Origin of the sequence: Pseudoduganella lutea (genome assembly GCF_004209755.1) — a bacterium.
GTDB lineage: Bacteria > Pseudomonadota > Gammaproteobacteria > Burkholderiales > Burkholderiaceae_D > Rugamonas > Rugamonas lutea.
The window spans coordinates 6944018-6962625 of record NZ_CP035913.1 but is presented as its reverse complement, the minus strand read 5'-3'; the positions used below and the strand labels follow the sequence as shown (position 1 = coordinate 6962625).

14 protein-coding genes are annotated in these 18608 nt (G+C 65.0%); 9 read left to right on the top strand and 5 right to left on the bottom strand.

All coding sequences use genetic code 11. The annotated features are described in order from the left end of the window. Positions 1–45: 45 nt before the first annotated feature. Entirely contained in the window at positions 46–1248 is a 1203-nt protein-coding gene (locus EWM63_RS29410; protein ID WP_130189687.1) for a M12 family metallopeptidase, read from the top strand. A 78-nt stretch (positions 1249–1326) separates the two neighbouring features. Here EWM63_RS29410 and EWM63_RS29405 read toward each other — a convergent pair whose 3' ends face one another. The 4 genes from EWM63_RS29405 to EWM63_RS29390 all read right to left on the bottom strand — a co-directional run bounded on the left by EWM63_RS29405 (position 1327) and on the right by EWM63_RS29390 (position 5837). Further along, on the bottom strand, positions 1327–3582 hold the full coding sequence (locus tag EWM63_RS29405) for an arginine/lysine/ornithine decarboxylase (RefSeq protein WP_130189686.1): 2256 nt from the start codon (positions 3580–3582) through the stop codon (positions 1327–1329). A 165-nt stretch (positions 3583–3747) separates the two neighbouring features. Next, positions 3748–4233 carry a dihydrofolate reductase gene (locus tag EWM63_RS29400; RefSeq protein ID WP_130189685.1) on the bottom strand — a complete coding sequence of 162 codons (486 nt, stop codon included), beginning with the start codon at positions 4231–4233 and terminating at the stop codon, positions 3748–3750. A 72-nt stretch (positions 4234–4305) separates the two neighbouring features. Then, positions 4306–4752, bottom strand: coding sequence for a MarR family winged helix-turn-helix transcriptional regulator (locus EWM63_RS29395; protein WP_130189684.1), 447 nt, complete (start codon positions 4750–4752; stop codon positions 4306–4308). A gap of 173 nt (positions 4753–4925) precedes the next feature. Continuing rightward, complete coding sequence (locus tag EWM63_RS29390) at positions 4926–5837, bottom strand: EamA family transporter (protein WP_229487573.1); 912 nt, start codon at positions 5835–5837, stop codon at positions 4926–4928. 203 nt (positions 5838–6040) lie between these two features. Between EWM63_RS29390 and EWM63_RS29385 the strand changes: the two genes are divergently transcribed. The 8 genes from EWM63_RS29385 to EWM63_RS29350 all read left to right on the top strand — a co-directional run bounded on the left by EWM63_RS29385 (position 6041) and on the right by EWM63_RS29350 (position 17745). Further along, complete coding sequence (locus EWM63_RS29385; protein WP_130189683.1) at positions 6041–7807, top strand: tannase/feruloyl esterase family alpha/beta hydrolase; 1767 nt, start codon at positions 6041–6043, stop codon at positions 7805–7807. 94 nt (positions 7808–7901) lie between these two features. Further along, positions 7902–8735, top strand: coding sequence for a p-hydroxycinnamoyl CoA hydratase/lyase (locus EWM63_RS29380; protein ID WP_130189682.1), 834 nt, complete (start codon positions 7902–7904; stop codon positions 8733–8735). 88 nt (positions 8736–8823) lie between these two features. Beyond that, complete coding sequence (locus EWM63_RS29375; protein WP_130189681.1) at positions 8824–10269, top strand: aldehyde dehydrogenase; 1446 nt, start codon at positions 8824–8826, stop codon at positions 10267–10269. A 9-nt stretch (positions 10270–10278) separates the two neighbouring features. Beyond that, positions 10279–12132: a feruloyl-CoA synthase gene (locus EWM63_RS29370; protein ID WP_130189680.1), complete on the top strand. Its 1854-nt coding sequence runs from the start codon at positions 10279–10281 to the stop codon at positions 12130–12132. Between the two features lie 23 nt (positions 12133–12155). Next, positions 12156–13352 carry an ABC transporter substrate-binding protein gene (locus EWM63_RS29365; RefSeq protein ID WP_130189679.1) on the top strand — a complete coding sequence of 399 codons (1197 nt, stop codon included), beginning with the start codon at positions 12156–12158 and terminating at the stop codon, positions 13350–13352. Between the two features lie 51 nt (positions 13353–13403). Continuing rightward, positions 13404–14054, top strand: a complete 651-nt coding sequence (locus EWM63_RS29360) for a DJ-1/PfpI family protein (protein ID WP_130189678.1) — start codon at positions 13404–13406, stop codon at positions 14052–14054. A 110-nt stretch (positions 14055–14164) separates the two neighbouring features. Beyond that, positions 14165–16972 carry a carbohydrate-binding protein gene (locus tag EWM63_RS29355; RefSeq protein ID WP_165390989.1) on the top strand — a complete coding sequence of 936 codons (2808 nt, stop codon included), beginning with the start codon at positions 14165–14167 and terminating at the stop codon, positions 16970–16972. Between the two features lie 206 nt (positions 16973–17178). Next, positions 17179–17745: a PEP-CTERM sorting domain-containing protein gene (locus EWM63_RS29350; protein ID WP_130189676.1), complete on the top strand. Its 567-nt coding sequence runs from the start codon at positions 17179–17181 to the stop codon at positions 17743–17745. A gap of 151 nt (positions 17746–17896) precedes the next feature. Here the strand turns inward: EWM63_RS29350 and EWM63_RS33005 are convergent, their stop codons facing one another. After that, positions 17897–18448, bottom strand: a complete 552-nt coding sequence (locus tag EWM63_RS33005; protein WP_130189675.1) for a type II secretion system protein — start codon at positions 18446–18448, stop codon at positions 17897–17899. Positions 18449–18608 lie beyond the last annotated feature (160 nt).

Genomic DNA, 18608 nt, shown 5'->3' with positions numbered 1-18608 from the left:
TTGCGCAGGCGTAGACTGCGGTGAGCTTGCCCTGCACGAAAGGCCGTGCACGCACGGTTGCGCAGCGTCGCCGCATGCCTGCGACTGTCAAGCGATGCGGTATCCGTTCAGCCGCCGCCGAGACGCGTCGATCGCATGGGAAACCATTGCCAGGCCATGATGAAAACGTGTCCGTTCTGCAGGGAAGAAGTGCACGGCGATGCAATACGCTGCCGGTACTGCCAGGCGAACCTGTTGTCTGTCCAGCCACCGGCTCCCGCGCCGGAAGACGGCAGGCATGTGACCTACGTCGTAGACAGGGACCTGATCCGGTTCGCCAAGTTCACTGCGGCCGTACTGGCCGTTTTCATCGTGGTCGGCGCCTATTTTTTCGGATTCAAGCTCGAAGCATCGGTTGAAAAGCTCGGTGCGCTACAAACCGAGGTCGAGAAAGCCTCAGAAGAGCTCAAGAAATCGCAGGTGGAATTGCTGGCGGCGAAGACGACGGTGGCAACGTTGGAAACGAATGTGCAGCTGGTGCTCGCCGAAGCCAAGAAGACGCTCGGCGAAATCCATGCGCAGCACGATGACGCGATCGCGGCGGTCGTATCGATCCGAAAGCTCAACCCGGTCCAGGAACAGGTGCTGAGCCAGGCCAAGGCCACCGAGACGAACAAGGCACGCGGCACCGGCAAGTACTGGGCGATTGGCGCCACGATCCGGATTGCCTTTATCGGTGGTTCGGCCAAGCAGCGCGAGATCGTGAAACAGGCCGCCGTCGACTGGACGAAACATGCCAACCTGCATTTCCAGTTCGTGGAATCGGGCGACGCCGATGTGCGGATCGCGTTTGAATCCTCTGCCGGTTCCTGGTCCTTCGTCGGGACCGACGCCCTGGGCGTGGCGAAGACCGCGCCGACCATGAATCTGGGCTGGGTTAGGCGGGAGAATGTCCTGCACGAGTTCGGGCATGCCATCGGCCTGATCGAGGAGCACCAGAATCCGCGCGCCACGATTCGCTGGAACAAGGACGAGATCATGAAAGAGCTTACGGGGCCGCCCAATTTCTGGTCGGTCGCGCAGATCGAGGAGAAGGTATTCAGGAAAGTGCCGCTGCGCGAGGTGGGCGAGTACCGCGACTTCGATCCACGATCGATCATGACGTTCGCCTTTCCTGCCAGTCAGACGGGCGGCGTGGCGATCGGCGGTGCGACCGATCTCTCGGAAAGCGACCGGCAGCTGGTACGGCGCCTGTATCCGCCAGGCTGATCGCGGCCACGGCCGGAAACCGCGGCCGCTTGTAAAAAAAGCGGCCACACGGGCCGCTTCACTGCCGGGTTCTCCAGCTTATTCCTTCACGCAGTCCACGAAGTAATCGCGTTTGCCATTCACCTCGCGCTTGACGAGGCCGTGCACGTCCGTTTCAAAGCCCGGGAAGCGCTCGTTGAAATCGCGCGCAAAGCGCAGGTAGTCGACGATCGTGCGGTTGAACTGTTCGCCCGGGATCAGCAGCGGGATGCCCGGCGGGTAGGGCGTCAGCAGGATCGACGTGATGCGGCCTTCGAGTTCGTCGATGGCCACGCGCTCGATTTCGCGGTGCGCCATCTTGGCGAATGCGTCGGACGGCTTCATCGCCGGCACCATGCTCGACGTGTACATCTCCGTCGTCAGGCGCGCCACGTCATAGGCCTTGTAGAAATCGTGGATCTGCTGGCACAGGTCGCGCAGGCCCATCTGTTCGTAGCGCGGGTTGTTCGCCGAGAACTCCGGCAGGATGCGCCACAGCGGCGCGTTCTTGTCGTAGTCATCCTTGAATTGCTGCAGCGCGGTCAGCAGCGTGTTCCAGCGGCCCTTCGTGATGCCGATGGTGAACATGATGAAGAACGAGTACAGGCCGCACTTCTCGACGATCACGCCGTGTTCGGCCAGGTACTTGGTGACGATCGATGCGGGAATGCCGGTCTCGGCGAACTGGCCCTGCAGCGACAGGCCCGGGTTGACGATCGTGGCCTTGATCGGGTCGAGCATGTTGAAGCCGGGCGCCAGCTTGCCGAAGCCGTGCCACTCCTGGCTTTCTTCCTTGAAGATCCAGTCGTCCTGCGTGCCGATGCCTTCCTCGGCGAACGTGTCCGGGCCCCAGACTTTGAACCACCAGTCGCTGCCCCATTCCTCGTCGATCTTCTTCATCGCGCGGCGGAAGTCGAGCGCTTCCAGGATCGATTCCTCGACCAGCGCGGTGCCGCCGGGCGCTTCCATCATGGCCGCGGCCACGTCGCACGAGGCGATGATCGAATACTGCGGCGACGTCGACGTGTGCATCAGGTACGCCTCGTTAAACATGTCCTTGTCCAGCTTCACGGTCTCGGAATCGCGCACCAGCACCTGCGACGCCTGCGACAGGCCCGCCAGCAGCTTGTGGGTGGACTGCGTGGAGAAGATCAGCGACTCCTTGGCGCGCGGGCGGTCCTTGCCGATCGCGTGCATGTTCTTGTAGAAGTCGTGGAACGTGGCGTGCGGCAGCCAGGCTTCGTCGAAATGCAGCGTGTCGATCTTCCCGTCCAGCATTTCGCGCAGCAGCTCGACGTTGTACACCACGCCGTCGTAGGTCGATTGCGTGATCGTCAGGATGCGCGGCTTCTTGTTCTTGGCCTCGCGGGCGAACGGGTTGTTGTCGATCTTGCGCTGGATGGATTCCATCGTGAACTCTTCCAGCGGGATCGGACCGATGATGCCCAGGTGGTTCCGGGTCGGCATCAGGAACACGGGGATCGCACCGCACATGATGATCGAGTGCAGGATCGATTTGTGGCAGTTGCGGTCGACGACGACGATGTCGCCCGGCGCCACGGTCGAATGCCATACCATCTTGTTCGACGTGGACGTGCCGTTCGTGACGAAGTAGCAGTGGTCGGCGTTGTAGATGCGCGCGGCGTTGCGTTCGGAAGCGGCCACGGGGCCCGTGTGGTCGAGTAGCTGGCCCAGTTCCTCGACGGCGTTGCACACGTCGGCGCGCAGCATGTTCTCGCCGAAGAACTGGTGGAACATCTGGCCGATCGGCGACTTCAGGAAGGCCACGCCGCCCGAGTGGCCGGGGCAGTGCCAGGAATACGAGCCGTCGTTCGCGTAGTGCACCAGCGCGCGGAAGAAGGGCGGCGACAGCCCGTCCAGGTAGCTCTTGGCTTCGCGGACGATGTGGCGCGCCACGAATTCCGGCGTGTCCTCGAACATGTGGATGAAGCCGTGCAGTTCGCGCAGGATGTCGTTCGGGATATGGCGCGAGGTGCGCGTTTCACCGTACAGATAAATTGGGATGTCCGCGTTCTTGTAGCGGATCTCTTCGACGAACGCGCGCAGCGATTTCAGCGCGTGGTCCGTTTCTTCCTTCGAACCGGCGCCAAACTCCTCGTCGTCGATCGACAGCACGAAGGCGGAAGCGCGCGACTGCTGCTGGGCGAACTGCGACAGGTCGCCGTAGCTGGTCACACCCAGCACTTCCATGCCTTCCTTTTCCATCGCCGCGGCGAGGGCGCGGATACCCAGGCCGGAAGAGTTCTCGGAACGGAAGTCCTCGTCGATGATGACGATGGGGAAACGAAATTTCATGATGTCTCCAAAAAGAAGAACCGCCCGGGGTAGCTGAGAACCGGGGCGGTCTGGGTGCGAGTCGATAAAAGTCCGCGATTCTCGCAGAAATTGCACCGCTCAGGTGGAAAAATCTTACTCAATGTGCATGGGCGGCGGCGCCACCCTGAGCGGGGAGGAAAATGCTCATCGGCCGGCGCGCCGGTAGCGCACGATATCGAACGCCACGCCGCTTGCGGACTGGTGCCGCGTGCGTTCCGCCTCGTTCCAGGTGGCGGCGTCGATCGGCGGGAAGAACGTGTCGCATTCGAACTCGCCATCGATCTCGGTGACGATCAGCTGGTCCGCGATGGCCAGCGATGCGTCGAATACCTGGGCGCCGCCGATGATGAACGCGGGCGCGTCGCCGACGAGGGCCACCGCTTCGTCGAGCGAGTGCACCGCCTCGACGCCGTCGCGCCGCCATCGCGCATCGCGCGTAATGACGATGGAGCGCCGGTTCGGCAACGGCCGGCCGATCGAATCGAAGGTCTTGCGGCCCATGATGATCGGGTGGCCGGTCGTCAGCCGCTTGAAATGGGCCAGGTCTTCCGGCAGGTGCCACGGCAGCGTATTGCGCACGCCGATGCCGCGCTGGCGGTCGATCGCGACGATGATGGAAAGTTGCGTCATATTATGCATTCTGAAAGGCCGCCATTATCGGCGATTTTTGCTTCAGCCGTGTGACGCGCGAGACGGGAGCGCTCAGTTGTCGTTCAGCGCCCGCACCGCCCCGCGCAATGCCCCATGCAGGGCGCCGCGCTCCTCGGCCGTGAGACCGGCGAACATGCGCGCCTCCAGCTTCACCACCTCGGCATCGCAGCGTTCCATCACCGCGTGGCCGGCGATCGTCAGGCTGATCTGGATGATGCGGCCGTGCGACGGGTCCGGGCGGCGTTCGATCCAGCCTTGTCCTTCCATCGCCTTGACCATTTCGTTCGCCGATTGCGGCGACACCATCGTGCGTTCAGCCAGCTGTGCGTTCGACAGCGAACCCTGGGCGCGAAACACCGACAGGGCGGTGTACTGGGTGACGGTGAGACCGAGCGGTGCGAGGCTCTCGCGCAGGCGGCGGCTCAGCACGTGGTCGAGGCGGCCCACGAGGTAGGCAAGTCCGGACGGTCGGCCGGGCGTATCGTTTTGCAGTGGCATGGATGGGAGAACGGAAAATGTCGGACTGGGCGGTATTGTAGAACCAATCGCGGCATTCGCCGGCCGCGCCTGTGCGAGCGGTTCCGCCGGGCGGCATGGCGATGCCGATGCGAGCACGCTACATGGGCTCGAACAGGGCATTACGCGCGCGATGGCGGTGGCGACCCCGCTGGCTAGGCCGCCGGGCGAGCGCCAAGGGCGCGGCTGACCACCGGCTCGGCAACGAGCACACCGAGCGCAATCCAGATCACGGCAAAACACAGCAAGGTATTGGGCGACACGGCCTGGCGGTAGAAGACCAGCGCCACGAACAACTGCGTGGTGGGCAGCACGAACTGGAAAAGCCCCATCACCGACAGCCGCAGGCGCGCCGCGGCCAGTGAAAACAGCCAGAGCGGCAATACCGATACCACGCCGCACAGGGCCAGCAACACCAACAGGCCCGGGTCGGCCATGGGTGCGGGCAGGCGCAGTGACGTGGCCGATACCGCCAGCGACAAGGCCAGCAGGGCGGCCAGCACCACAGTCTCGCACAGCAAGCCGCTGAAGGCATCGAGCGTGGTGAGCTTCTTCAGGCATGCGTAAGCACCCCACGTGGCGCCGATGACCAGGTACACCCAGTGCTGCAACTCGCCGCTGCGCTGGACCATTACGCAGACGGCGGCGACGATGACGGCCAGTGCGCCCTTGCGTATCCAGCTCGTCGGATCGCCAACGGCGACGGCGCCCACGGCGATGGCAACGAAGGGAGCGATCAGGTACCCCAGCCCGCTCTCGACGACGTGCCCGTGGATGGAGGCCCAGATGAATGTGCCCCAATTGATCACGACAAGGCCGGCTGCCGCCGCATGGATGGCCAGCACGCGCCCCGTCAGCCGTGCCCCCAGGCCCCGGAAGCGATCCAGCATCGCCATGACGACGGCCAGCGTGGCCAGGGACAGCAGGATGCGGTAGCCCAGCAGCGTGGCGGGCGGCAGCGCCGCCAGTTCCCACCAGAAGAGCGAGGAAAAGCCGAGGAACAGGTTGGCGGCGACGCCGGAGAGAACGGCTGACAGGTTGCCGGGTCCAGCGCGCATGGGGATCATTGCCGGTCTGCTCCGTTGTGCATGACAGGGCGATGCTAGCACGCGACCCCGCCGCGAATCCTCTCCAAAAGTATCGCATACGGTATGGCAGGCACGGATCCCGGTGTTGTCGAAGTCCCGCTTGTCACGACACCATCTCAGGCGTTACCATGAGGTTAATATCAGGACGCCTGATATTAACCTCATAATAACCGGAGACCCGCATGCACGATCCATCCTTCCGCCCCGCGCTGACAGCCGCCGCGCTTGCCGCCGCACTGACCGCCTGCGGCGGCAGCGGCACGCCAAACGCCGTGTCCACCCACCTCGGGCCAGCCAGCGGCGCCAGGCTTGCAAGCTGCACCGAGCTCGCCGGCAGCGCGACGTTCGCCAATACCTCGATCACCTCGGCCACGCTGGCGCCGGCGGGCAGCGTGACGCAAACGCTCAACGGCGTGGCCACGCCGATGCCCGAGCACTGCGTGGTGCTGGGCAAGATGAACGAGCGCACGGGCGTGGATGGCCGGCCATATGCGATCGGCTTTGAAATGCGCCTGCCACGCGACTGGAATGGCCGCTTCTTCTACCAGGCCAATGGCGGCAACGATGGCAGCATCACCGGTGGCAACGCGGCCTTCGGCAACCTGCCGGGTGGCGGGCCGGTGAGCAACGCCCTGCTGCAGGGGTATGCCGTCATCAGTTCCGACGCGGGCCACGTGCCTGACGCGACACGGCCCGGCGCGATCGCCGGCCAGGTGTATGGCCTCGATCCGCAGGCGCGCCTGGATTACGGCTACAACGCGGTGGGCCAGCTGACGCCGATGGCGAAGAACCTGATCAAGGCTGCCTACGGCAAGGGGCCGGACCGCTCGTACATCGTCGGCTGCTCGAACGGCGGCCGCCATGGGCTCGTGGCGGCCAGCCGCTACGGCGACCAGTACGACGGCGTGCTGGCCGGCGCGGCGGGGTACAACCTGCCACAGGCGGCGGTCACGCAGATGTGGGACGCCCAGGCGCTGGCCAGCGCCGCGCCGCGTGGCCCCGACGGGCGCCCGAACATCGGCGCCGGCTTCTCGAATCCCGACCTGGCTTTGGTGGCGAACCGGGTGCTGGCCCGGTGCGACGCGCTTGATGGCGCGACCGACGGCATGGTGGCCGATACGGCGCGCTGCCAGGCCACGTTCTCGCTGGAGAAGGACGTGCCGACGTGCACGGGCGCGGCCGACGGCTCGTGCCTCACCACGGTGCAGAAAGCCGCGCTGCAAAAGGTCTATGACGGCCCAAAGAACTCGGCCGGCACGGCGCTGTACGCGCGCTGGTCCTGGGACCCGGGCCTGGCCGCGCCCGGCTGGCGCGCCTGGAAGCTCGGCAGCGCGACGGCGCCGGGTCTGACGGCCACGCTGGGCGCGCCGTCGATGGCGCTGATCTTTTCCACGCCCCCGGCCGATCCGGCAGCGCTGACGGCAGGCGGCACGGCCTTGCTCGACTACGCGCTCCATTTCAACTTCGACACCGATGCTCGCAAGATCTACGCGACGACAGACCGGTTTACCGAATCGTCGATGTCGTTCATGACGCCGGCGACGCCGGGCCGGCTCGACACGCTGCGTGGCCGCGGCGGCAAGGTGCTGGTCTTCCACGGCGTGAGCGATCCCGTGTTCTCGTTCGACGACACGGTGAAGTGGCTCGATGCGCTGAAGGCGAATTATGCCGATGCTGCGTCGTTCGCCCGCGTGTTCGCCGTGCCGGGCATGAACCACTGTTCCGGCGGCCCCGCGACCGACCAGTTCGACATGATGGGCGCACTGGTGGACTGGGTGGAGAAGGGTGTCGAACCGGAAGCGATCCGCGCCACGGCACGTACCGCGAGCGTCAACCCGGGCCTGGGCAACATCCCCGCCGGGCGCTCGCGACCGCTGTGCAGCTGGCCGAAAGTGGCTACTTATACGGGCGGCAACGTCGACGACGCGGCCAGTTTCGCGTGCCGATGAAATAAAGTCAAAAAACAGGTTGTCAGGCTGCCTGATTCAGTCTAGTATGAAACTTATATCAGGAAGCCTGATACAACGAATCGAGGAGACATGTATGTCCAAATATGAAGCGCGCTGGCAGACGGTGAAGGTCGACGTGGCGGACGGTATCGGCTGGATTACGCTGAACCGTCCGGAAAAACGCAATGCGATGAGCCCCACGCTGAACCGCGAGATGATCGACGTGCTGGAAACGCTGGAGCTGGACGATGACGCCCAGGTGATCGTGCTGACGGGGGCCGGCGAATCCTGGTCCGCCGGCATGGACTTGAAGGAGTACTTCCGCGAGACCGACGGCAAGCCGGAGATCACCCAGGAACGGATCCGCCGCGACTGCTCGCAATGGCAGTGGAAGCTGCTGCGCATGTACAGCAAGGCCACGATCGCGATGGTGAACGGCTGGTGCTTCGGCGGCGCGTTCTCGCCGCTGGTGGCCTGCGACCTCGCCATCGCCGCCGATGACGCGGTGTTCGGCCTCTCCGAAGTGAACTGGGGCATCCCGCCGGGGAACCTGGTAAGCAAGGCCGTGGCGGACACGATGGGCCACCGCCAGGCGCTGCACTACATCATGACGGGCGAAACGTTTACGGGCCGGCAGGCGGCGGAAATGGGCCTCGTCAACCGCAGCGTACCGAAGGAAGAACTGCGCGACGCGGTGGTGGCACTGGCGCGCAACCTGCTGGAGAAGAACCCCGTGGTGCTGCGCTACGCGAAGCAGGGCTTCAAGCGCGCGCGCGAGCTGACCTGGGAGCAGGGCGAGGATTACCTGTATGCGAAGACCGACCAGTCGAACTACCGTGATCCCGAGAAGGGCCGCAAGGAAGGGTTGAAGCAGTTCCTGGACGACAAGACGATCAAGCCGGGACTGCAAGCCTACAAGCGCGGCTGAGTTTTCGTCGCCGCGCCACATTTCCCTTATAGTGCGGGGCCACAGAGCGCAAGCGATGCGCCGGCCCCGAGAACGCAGAGGAGACACCATGTTTGACACCGATTTGCTGGTGGACGGCCATGCGGCCGCCGCCTCGAACGGCGCCACGTTCGAGCGCCGCAATCCCGCCACCGGCGATACCGCCACGCGCGCCGCCGCGGCCACCGTCGAGGATGCGCAGCGCGCCGCCGATGCCGCCCGACGCGCCTTCCCGGCCTGGGCGGCGATGCTGCCGACCGAACGACGGGGCCTGTTGCTGAAGGCGGCCGACACGATGGAGAAATACCGGGCTGAATTCGTTGCGCGCGGCGTGCTGGAAGCCGGAGGCAGCCCGATCTGGTACGGGTTCAATGTCACGCTGGCCGCCAACATGCTGCGCGAAGCGGCCGGCATGACCACCCAGATCGCCGGCGAAGTGATTCCGTCCGACGTGCCAGGCTCGCTGGCCATGGGCGTGCGCCAGCCCTGCGGCGTGGTGCTGGGTATCGCGCCGTGGAATGCGCCAGTGATCCTGGCCACTCGCGCCGTGGCGATGCCGCTCGCCTGCGGCAACACCGTCATCCTGAAAGCTTCGGAACAGTGCCCCGCGCTGCACCGGCTGATCGGCACCGTGTTCGAGGAAGCGGGCTTTCCGGCCGGCGTGGTCAACGTGATCACCAACGCGCCACAGGATGCGGCGGCTGTCGTGGAAACGCTGGTTGCGCACCCGGCGGTGCGACGCATCAATTTCACCGGGTCCACCCATGTGGGCCGCATCATCGCGCAGCAGGCGGCGAAGCACCTGAAACCGGTGCTGCTGGAACTGGGCGGCAAGAACCCGATCCTGGTGCTGGACGACGCAGACATCGATGCCGCCGTGGAAGCGGCGGCATTCTCGTCGTACTTCAACCAGGGCCAGATCTGCATGTCGGCCGACCGCATCCTCGTCGACCGCAAGATCGCCCCGGCGTTCCTGGAAAAGTTCGCGGCCAAGACCGCGAGCCTGAAGGCGGCGCATGCGGATGCGCCGCTGGCCGGCATGGTCGACCCGGCCGCAGCGCAGCGCGTGGAGGCACTGATCCGCGACGCCGTCGAACGCGGCGCGACGGTGCTGCCGGCAGTGCCCAGCGCCAGCGGCAACCTGTTGCAGCCGGCGATCATCGATGGCGTGACGCCGGAGATGGCCGCCTACCGCGAGGAAGCCTTCGGCCCGGTCGTATCGATCCTTCGCTTCGATGGCGACGAGGAAGGCATCCGCCTTGCCAACGACAGCGAATATGGCTTGTCCGCCGCGGTGTTCAGTCGCGACATCGGCCGGGCGATGGCCGTGGCACGGCGCATCGAATCGGGCATCTGCCACATCAACGGGCCCACCGTGCACGACGAGGCGCAGATGCCGTTCGGCGGTGTCAAGGCGAGCGGTCATGGCCGTTTCGGCGGCAAGGCCGCGATCGCCGAGTTCACGGATCTGCGCTGGATCACCGTGCAGACCACCCCCCGCCACTATCCGATCTGAGGAGGGCCCATGATCCCATCGCAGATGCCGGGGCGGTGCCGTCCCGTCGCCATCGGCCGCCCGCAGGTTGCCGTTCGCCGCGCGGGAGACACGTGGTACATGGATGCGCAAACGCCGCTGGGCGACGTGCCACGCCGGTTCACGGATTGCCTCGTGCGCGGCGCTCGCGACTGGCCGGAGCGCACGCTGGTCGCCCGGCGCGGCGCTGATGGCGAATGGCTACGGCTTGGTTACGCCGCCATGCTGGACCGTGCCCGCCGCATCGGCCAGGCGCTGCTGGACCGCGGGCTGTCCGCCGAGCGGCCGCTCGTGATCCTGTCCGGGAACGACCTGCAGCACTACCAGCTGGCGCTGGGCGCCATGTATGCCGGGGTGCCCTACGTGCCGGTGTCGCCAGCGTACTCGCTGGTGGCGACGGATTACGGCAGGCTGAACGAACTCGTGGCCCATCTCACGCCGGGCGCGGTCTATGCTTCCGATGGCGGCGCGTTCGGTCGGGCCATCGCCGCCGTATTGCCGCCAGGCGCGGAACTGATCCTCGATGGCGGCGACGTTGGCGGTGTCACGGCGACGCGCTTCGCGACGCTGCTGGAAACGGTGCCGACCACGGTCGACGCGGCCAACGCCGCAGTCGGGCCGGACACGATCGCCAAATTCCTGTTCACGTCGGGCTCGACGAAAAAACCCAAGGCCGTGGTCACCACGCACGGCATGTGGAGCAGCAACCAGCAGATGCTGCTGCAGACGTTCCCGTTCTTCGGCGAGGCGCCGCCGGTGCTGGTGGACTGGCTGCCTTGGAACCACACGTTCGGCGGCAGCCACAACGTGGGCATCGCCCTGTACAACGGCGGCACGCTGTATCTCGACGATGGCCGCCCCACGCCGCAGGATTTCCGGCGCACGCTGGACAACCTGCGCGAGATCGCACCCACCGTCTATTTCAATATCCCGAAGGGCTGGGAAATGCTGACCGATGCGCTGGAGTCGGATGCGCAGCTGCGTGACACCTTCTTCTCGCGTGTAAAACTGTTCTTTTGCGCCGGGGCCGGCCTGTCGCAGGCGGCATGGGACCGGCTCGATGCGATCGCGGTGCGCCATTGCGGCGAATCGATCCGCATCATGACGGGGCTGGGCATGACGGAAACGTCGCCCTCGTGCACGTTCGGCACCGGGCCGATCGTGCGCGCCGGCTACGTGGGCGTGCCGGCGCCGGGCTGCCAGGTCAAGCTGGCGCCCGTTGGTGGCAAGCTCGAGGCGCGCTTCAAGGGCCCGCACGTGATGCCCGGCTACTGGCGCATGCCCGAGCTCACCGCCGAGGCTTTCGACGACGAAGGATATTACCGTACGGGCGACGCGCTGCGCTTTGCCGATGACGCGCAGCCGGAACTGGGGTTCATGTTCGACGGCCGTATCGCCGAGGATTTCAAGCTGGCCACGGGCACGTTCGTCAGCGTGGGGCCGCTGCGGGCGAAAGTGATCAGCATGGGCGCACCGTATGTGCTCGATGTGGTCGTCACCGGCATCGACCGGCATGCCATCGGCCTGCTTGTGTTCCCGCGGTTGGAGCACTGCCAGGTGCTGTCCGGCCTGGGCGCCGGTGTCACGCCCGCGCAGGTGCTGGCCAGTGCACCGGTGCGCGACTTCTTTGCGGGACTGCTGCGGCGCCTGAACGCCGACGCAACCGGCTCGTCGAACGCGGTGGCGATGCTGCGGCTGCAGGAGGCGCCGCCCTCGATCGACCACCGGGAACTGACGGACAAGGGTTCCGTGAACCAGGCGGCCGTGCTGGCCCGAAGGGCGGCGCAGGTGCAGGCGATGTACGAAGACGGCAACGACGACGGCGCCACGATCAGGGCGCAGTGAATAAAACAAATGGAGGAGACACCATGAATATTCGGACCAAAGCCAGCAAAAGCGCCTGCAAAGGTGCCCGCACCATCGCCTGCGCCGTTGCCATCGCCTGTCTGCCGCTGGCGGCCCAGGCCCAGGACACGATCAAGGTCGGCGTGATCGCCGCCCTGACCGGCCCGTTCGCCAATATCGGCAAGCCGTTCGAGGATGGCATCCGCACGTATCTGCACCAGCATGGCGACAAGGTGGCCGGCAAGAAGATCGAAGTGATCTACCGCGACGACGGCGGCTCGAACGCCGACCATTCGAAGCGCGCCGCGCAAGAGCTGATTGCCCGCGAGAAGGTCGATTTCCTGATCGGCTTTTCGCTCACGCCGAGCGCGCTGGCCGTGGCGCCGCTGGCCACCCGCGCGAAGACGCCGATGATCGTGATGAACGCCGTGACCACCGGCATCACGGACAAATCGCCGTACATGGTGCGCACGTCGATGACGATGCACCAGATGACGGAACCGTTCGGCACCTGGACCGGCAAGAGCAAGATCGGCAAGGTCTATACCCTTGTGAGCGACTACAGCACCGGCGCCGATGCCGAAACGAAGTTCATCAAGGGGTTCAACGAGGCTGGCGGCAAGGTGGTGGGCTCGGCGCGCGTGCCGCTGGCCAATCCCGACTATTCGCCGTTCGTGCAGCGCGCCAAGGACCAGAAGCCCGATGCGCTGTTCTTCTTTGCGCCGGGCGCCGAAGACGGCACCGCGCTGCTGAAGGCCTTCACGGACAAGGGCCTGGACAAGGCCGGCATCAAGTTCCTGGGCGTGGGCGACATGACCAGCGACACGCCGACACTGGCGGCGCTGGGCGAGCGCGCGCTGGGCGCCGTGACGGTACTGAACTACTCGACGGCGCTGGATAACGATGCCAACCGCGCCTTCCTGAAGGCTTACGCGGCGGCGAACCCGCAGCGGCCGGCGGCGACCTTCGTTACCGTCGCGGCCTACGACACCATGGGCATGATCGCTGAAACGGTGCGGCGGCTCGATGGCAAGGTGACCGGTGACGCGGCGATCAAGACGCTGGCGGGCATGAAGTGGAACAGCCCCCGTGGCCCGATCAGCATCGACCCCGCCACCCGCGACATCGTGCAGAACATGTATATCCGCGAAGTGAAAAAGATCGATGGCAAGCTGGTCAACGCCCCGATCGGCGTGCTGGAGAATGTGCCGCCACGCTGACCGGGCGCGGCGTAACGGCTATACTGGCAAGCCCAACTTGACGGAGGAGCCATGAACGCTTACCTGGTGGTGGTCGATACGCTGGCCGATTGGGAAATCGGCTATCTGACGGCGGAGCTGCACAGCCGCCGTTTCTTCGCGAACCCGCTGGCCGATTTCAGTTTTCGCAAGGTGGGGCTGACTACGGCCGAGGTGACGAGCATGGGCGGCGTGACGCACGTGCCCGACCTGGCGCTGGCCGACCTCGCGCTGGCATCAGGCGACGTGCTGATCTTGCCGGGCAGCGAACGCTGGGACCAGTCCGAGCTGCGCCCGATCCTGGAATTCGCGCGCGATGCGCTGGACGCGGGCCACAATGTGGCGGCCATTTGCGGCGCCGCCGATGGCCTGGCCAGCGTGGGCGCGCTCGATGCGCGCCGGCACACCAGCAACGACCTGGGTTTCCTCAAGCAATCCTGCCCCGCGTATCGCGGCGAGAAGCTGTACCGCAACGAGCCGGCCGTGCGGGGCGACAACCTGCTGACGGCCACCGGCCTGGCGCCGCTGGAATTCACGGCCGAGGTGCTCAAGATGCTGAAGGTGTGGCGGCCGGAGACCATCCGCGCGTGGTACCAGTTGCACAAGACACGCAAGGAGCGGTGGTACCACGCGCTGGTGGCGTCGATGGCACCAGCGCAGCAGCAGGGCGGGGCTGGCGACTAGCCAAATTTTGTCGGGCGATTGGCGAATTTCGTAATTGCCCGCGCGCAGGCGACATTGCAGAATCGGTGCGGCGCGCCATGCCGGCGTGCTGCCACCATCACTGGATCGCCATGAAGCCACTTGTCGTGAAATCGTGTTGCGCGCTCGTTGCCGTTGTCCTTTCATTCCCATTGCTTGCACAGGATGCGGCCACGGCGGCCATCCCCGTCCATGCCGTCAACGGCACCACCGGCGCACCGCTGGGCGGCTTCGGTGCGGGCGCCGTCAAGTTCGATGCCAATACCGGCACCTTTGCGGCCATGCTGCGCCCGCCCGCCGACGCGTTCGATTTCGAACGCCTGAAGAACGCCGGATTCGCGCTCTCCACGCGGCGGGGCGGCAAGGTATCCACCGTGCCCGTGCTGAAGGTCAGGATGGTCGGCGGCAAGCCGGATGACGATGCAATCTGGCCGCTGCATCACGTCAATTTCGGCGCCGCCGACGGCATCTCGGTCAGCATGACGGCCTTTGCCCCGTTCGACCGGAGCGATCCCGGCCGCATGAGCCTTCCCTATGCGTTCTATGAGTTCACCGTCACCAACGTGGCCGGCGGTGTAGCGGAAACCGCGCTGGCGCTGCGGATCGACGTGGGCAATGCGCCGGTGACGAACATCGCCGGAAAAGGTTTCAGCACGCGGGCCTGGTCGGTGTATGCCGCGGCGGACGGCAAGCCGGCTCTGGTGACCGGCACGGACAAGGCGGACAATCATGACAAGCGCGGCGGAACGGCCAGTTCGGTTGTCACGGTGACGCTGGCGCCGGGAGAGAGCCGGCGCGTGCGGTTCGTGCTGGCGTGGTACGAGGATTCCGATCCCGAGCGCTCGTGGTACCTGGGCCAGCATCGAGACTCTTCCACGGTCGCGGAAGCGGGCCTGGCGCACTTCGATGCGCTCAAGGCCAATGCCGTGGAACTGGTGGACCGCATGCGTGCGTCGAACCTGCCGGACTGGTTGAAGAACCAGACCCTGAACACGCTGGTGAACCTGTCGACGAATTCGATGTACAAGAAGGATGGCCGGGTTGCGTTTGCCGAGGGGCAATGGACATGCTTCGGCACGATGGACCAGATGTGGCATGCGCGCCAGATCGTGGGCCAGCTGCTGCCGTTCTTTGCGTGGGAAGAACTGCGGTACTGGGCGCGCACGCAGATGAAGAGCGGCCAGATCCACCACGATACGAACAAGATGGACGTGGGCGCCGACCGCGCGCTGCGTTCCGTCATGGTCGGCTGGGACGATACCGAGCATGCCGACTACCGCAACATCGTCAAGTGGGTCGACCTGAACGCCGGTTTCATCATCTCGGCCTACGAGACATACGCGGCGACAAACGACCGGGCCCGCTTCGACGCGATCTGGCCGAACGTGCGGCGCGCCGCCCAACGTATCCTCGACCAGGCGGACCTGTACGGGAGCAAGGAGTATCCGTACACGTTCGACCACTCCGAAAACTCCTACGATGCCGGCGGCGACCCGAATCCGTTCAATGCCAGCCTGTCGGCCGTGGCCTACAAGCTGATGGTGCGGCTGGCCACGGAACAGGGCGACAAGGCGCTCGCGGCACGCTACCAGCTTGCCTACGACACGGTGGTGGCGTCGTTCCGTGCCCGCTACCTGACCGATGCCGGCTTCAAGCTGGGCAAGCACAGCGAGGGATATTTCGGCGGCCAATGGCTGGCGCTGAACATGAAGCTGGGCGAGATCTGGTCCGCCGCCGACACGGATTTCGTGCTGGGCAAGCTGAACGATTATTACCAGCCGTTCTACCGCGGCGTGGGCTACGCGGACGGCACCTATGACGAGTGGACGCCATACCTCGTCACGCACTACGGTGGCCTGCTGCTCAACACGCGCCGCGCCAATGAATGGGCGGTGCTGCAGAAGGATGCATACGAGCGCCAGTACCTCGATCGCAACCACGTGTTCAACCACCCGCTGAACATCCTGCCGCGGGTGAAGACGCCGGTGCCGGTCGCCACCGAGATCCGCAGCAAGAAGCAGTACATCAGCATGCCGGCGTTGTGGCGCAACTACTATGACATCGTCGGCTACCACCGCGATGCACGCAGCAAGGCGCTGTGGCTGAAGCCCGTCGTGCTGCCGGAAATGAACGGTCGCATGCGCGATGCGCTGTATGCGTCGCCTGAGGGCTATGGCACCGTCAGCGTCACCACCAGCGGGCGGCATGGTCAGAACAAGGAACTCGTCTTCAGGCCCGACACGCCGCTGCACGTGGGTACCCTGCACCTGGCGGATGACTTTGGCGACGAAGTCGCCGTAACGGTGAACGGGCGCAAGCTGCCGGTCCGCCGCACCGGCAGCGGCTATGCGCGCGAATTGCAGGTGGACTGGAACGGCACCGTGGACAAGGAAGGGCTGAAAGTGACGGTGGCCGGCGCGCCGGGCGCCGCGCCGCCGCCATTGCCGGCGAAATCCACGCGGCCGGAGCCGGTCGACTCGAAGAGTCTCGCCAGGATCGATCCCTACAAGCCGGTGCAGGCATCGAAGGCAAGCAAGGCGGCCGGCACGTCGGTCGAAGTGGACACGACGGGCCGCTCGTATGTCGCATCGATCAACAATTTCGACTGGCTGCAATTTTCCCGGGTCGATTTCGGCAGCGCCGGCGCCACGAGCTTTTCGGCGACGGTCATGGGGGCGGTGCCCGGCGCGGGGATCGAAATCGTGCTGGACGACGTTGCCGGTGACGTCATCGGATCACTGGTCATGCCCGCTGCGCCGGATGGCAAGGCCTGGGCCACCGTCACCACGCCGGTCAGGAAAGTCACGGGCGTGCACAACGTGATCCTGCGCTTCCACGGCAGTTCGCAAGACAGCCTGATGAACCTCGACCGGGTGACGTTCGGGGCGGCCGGCCGCTGAGCACCGGCTGCTGCCGCACGCCGGCCTGACGCGAATACGCCACACGGCGGACGACGACAGACCGATATCAAAAAAATAATGTCATTTCAAGGCGGGATGAGCGTAAGCTTGCAGGGCCCCGCCTTGCCTAACATCGGGAAATCTTTTCGGATGCATGCACCGGGGCAGCGAAATTCGGAATCAACTGACCCGACTGGAATAGTGTGATGAAGAGATTTCTGCTGACCGCCGCCCTGGTTGCGGCATGTGCGCCAGGGGTGGGGGCGCCCTTGGTGCTCACCGGCGCCGATGTGACGGCCGCGGTGTATTGTTGCACGTCGCCTGACGAGTTGAGCAGGATTTCCACGATCGGCATGGCCGTCGTTGGTGACGACGTGGAGTTCCCTGTCGGCACTCTCCTGCCGCTCAGCGCCTTCTACGACCCGATCCCGGTCGACGTCGATATCGGCGCCACGACGATCGAACTGCGTTACTCCACGAACGAGATCGCCGGCAATGCCGCGTTCAATGGGCATATCCTTCGCTTCACGGGCGCGCCGGCCATCGTGGGCGTGTCGATCAATCCGCTGAGTAATTACGCGCCGGTCGGGGTCACGTTCCTGCACGATGCGGTAATGATCAACAGCGCCAGCGTGCAGTTCAATCCCGATTCGCGGCTCGTGCTCGATGTCGCGCTTGCCGTGCCGGAGCCGGCGGGGGCCATCCTGCTGGTGGCCGGATTGGCGGTGATCGGCTCGTATGCGCGACGCCAGAAGTCCGAGAAATTTACTTGATGACGGCGTGCGCCGGCATGCCGCGGCGTACCTGATCAGTGCCGTTGCCGGCTCTTGTCTGCACTAAGCGGAACGCGGACCATACCGCTTTATCCGGGCAGGCTGCATTTATCTGGATCTGATTCGTATCGCATTCGAATCCAGTTCAACCTCAGCATCCTTCCACATTGGCTTTGACGACCGGAACGCCGGTGCCATCGAAGATATATTGAACGGAGCACAGCATCGGTGTCGGCGCCTCTTCGATCCGCCACCCCGCGGATCTGGCGGGAAGCTTGTCGTTGCCGTAGCCGTAGAAGGTATAGCTTCCCTGTCGAAAGGCGGCGGTTGAGAGATAACATCCGCCCGATGGCACGGGCATGTCTTGCTGGGTTGCAGCGATGCCATCGCACCACCGATCCGGATAGCCGAACCAGAGCCTGACGCGCGAGCCATCGCTCAGGGTGATATACGTGATATTGGCTTGCGTGCCCGGTGTGCCCACCCCTGAAACCAGGGTTTGACCTCTGAACATGGTCATCGAGGTCCTGACGGAGCCAGCAAGGGCTTGAATCGATGCGGCCCGTGCTGCCGGGCCCATGTCCATGAACCGTGGCAGCGCGATCGCCGACAGTATCCCGATCAAGACGATTACAACGATCAGTTCGATGAGCGTGAAGCCTTCGGCATGCACGGTTTTGAAATGGTTTCTCTGCAACTTCATATCAATAAATCTAGATGAATAAACGATGCGCGGAACGCCAGATCATCGCCGAGTGCGCCAAGCGGTGCGTCAACCCGGTTGACCATCCGTTCCTGATGGTCAGAACCGACTAGCATACCCGGAGTTCAGTGTTGCGGTAAATGCTTCGTGGAAATATTTG

Coding starts and splice junctions, on each gene's coding strand:
- EWM63_RS29365 (WP_130189679.1), top strand. CDS start 12,156: ATGAATATTCGGACCAAAGCCAGCAAAAGCGCCTGCAAAGGTGCCCGC.
- EWM63_RS29370 (WP_130189680.1), top strand. CDS start 10,279: ATGATCCCATCGCAGATGCCGGGGCGGTGCCGTCCCGTCGCCATCGGC.
- EWM63_RS29405 (WP_130189686.1), bottom strand. CDS start 3,582: ATGAAATTTCGTTTCCCCATCGTCATCATCGACGAGGACTTCCGTTCC.
- EWM63_RS33005 (WP_130189675.1), bottom strand. CDS start 18,448: ATGAAGTTGCAGAGAAACCATTTCAAAACCGTGCATGCCGAAGGCTTC.
- EWM63_RS29360 (WP_130189678.1), top strand. CDS start 13,404: ATGAACGCTTACCTGGTGGTGGTCGATACGCTGGCCGATTGGGAAATC.
- EWM63_RS29350 (WP_130189676.1), top strand. CDS start 17,179: ATGAAGAGATTTCTGCTGACCGCCGCCCTGGTTGCGGCATGTGCGCCA.
- EWM63_RS29380 (WP_130189682.1), top strand. CDS start 7,902: ATGTCCAAATATGAAGCGCGCTGGCAGACGGTGAAGGTCGACGTGGCG.
- EWM63_RS29355 (WP_165390989.1), top strand. CDS start 14,165: ATGAAGCCACTTGTCGTGAAATCGTGTTGCGCGCTCGTTGCCGTTGTC.
- EWM63_RS29390 (WP_229487573.1), bottom strand. CDS start 5,837: ATGATCCCCATGCGCGCTGGACCCGGCAACCTGTCAGCCGTTCTCTCC.
- EWM63_RS29400 (WP_130189685.1), bottom strand. CDS start 4,233: ATGACGCAACTTTCCATCATCGTCGCGATCGACCGCCAGCGCGGCATC.
- EWM63_RS29385 (WP_130189683.1), top strand. CDS start 6,041: ATGCACGATCCATCCTTCCGCCCCGCGCTGACAGCCGCCGCGCTTGCC.
- EWM63_RS29395 (WP_130189684.1), bottom strand. CDS start 4,752: ATGCCACTGCAAAACGATACGCCCGGCCGACCGTCCGGACTTGCCTAC.
- EWM63_RS29375 (WP_130189681.1), top strand. CDS start 8,824: ATGTTTGACACCGATTTGCTGGTGGACGGCCATGCGGCCGCCGCCTCG.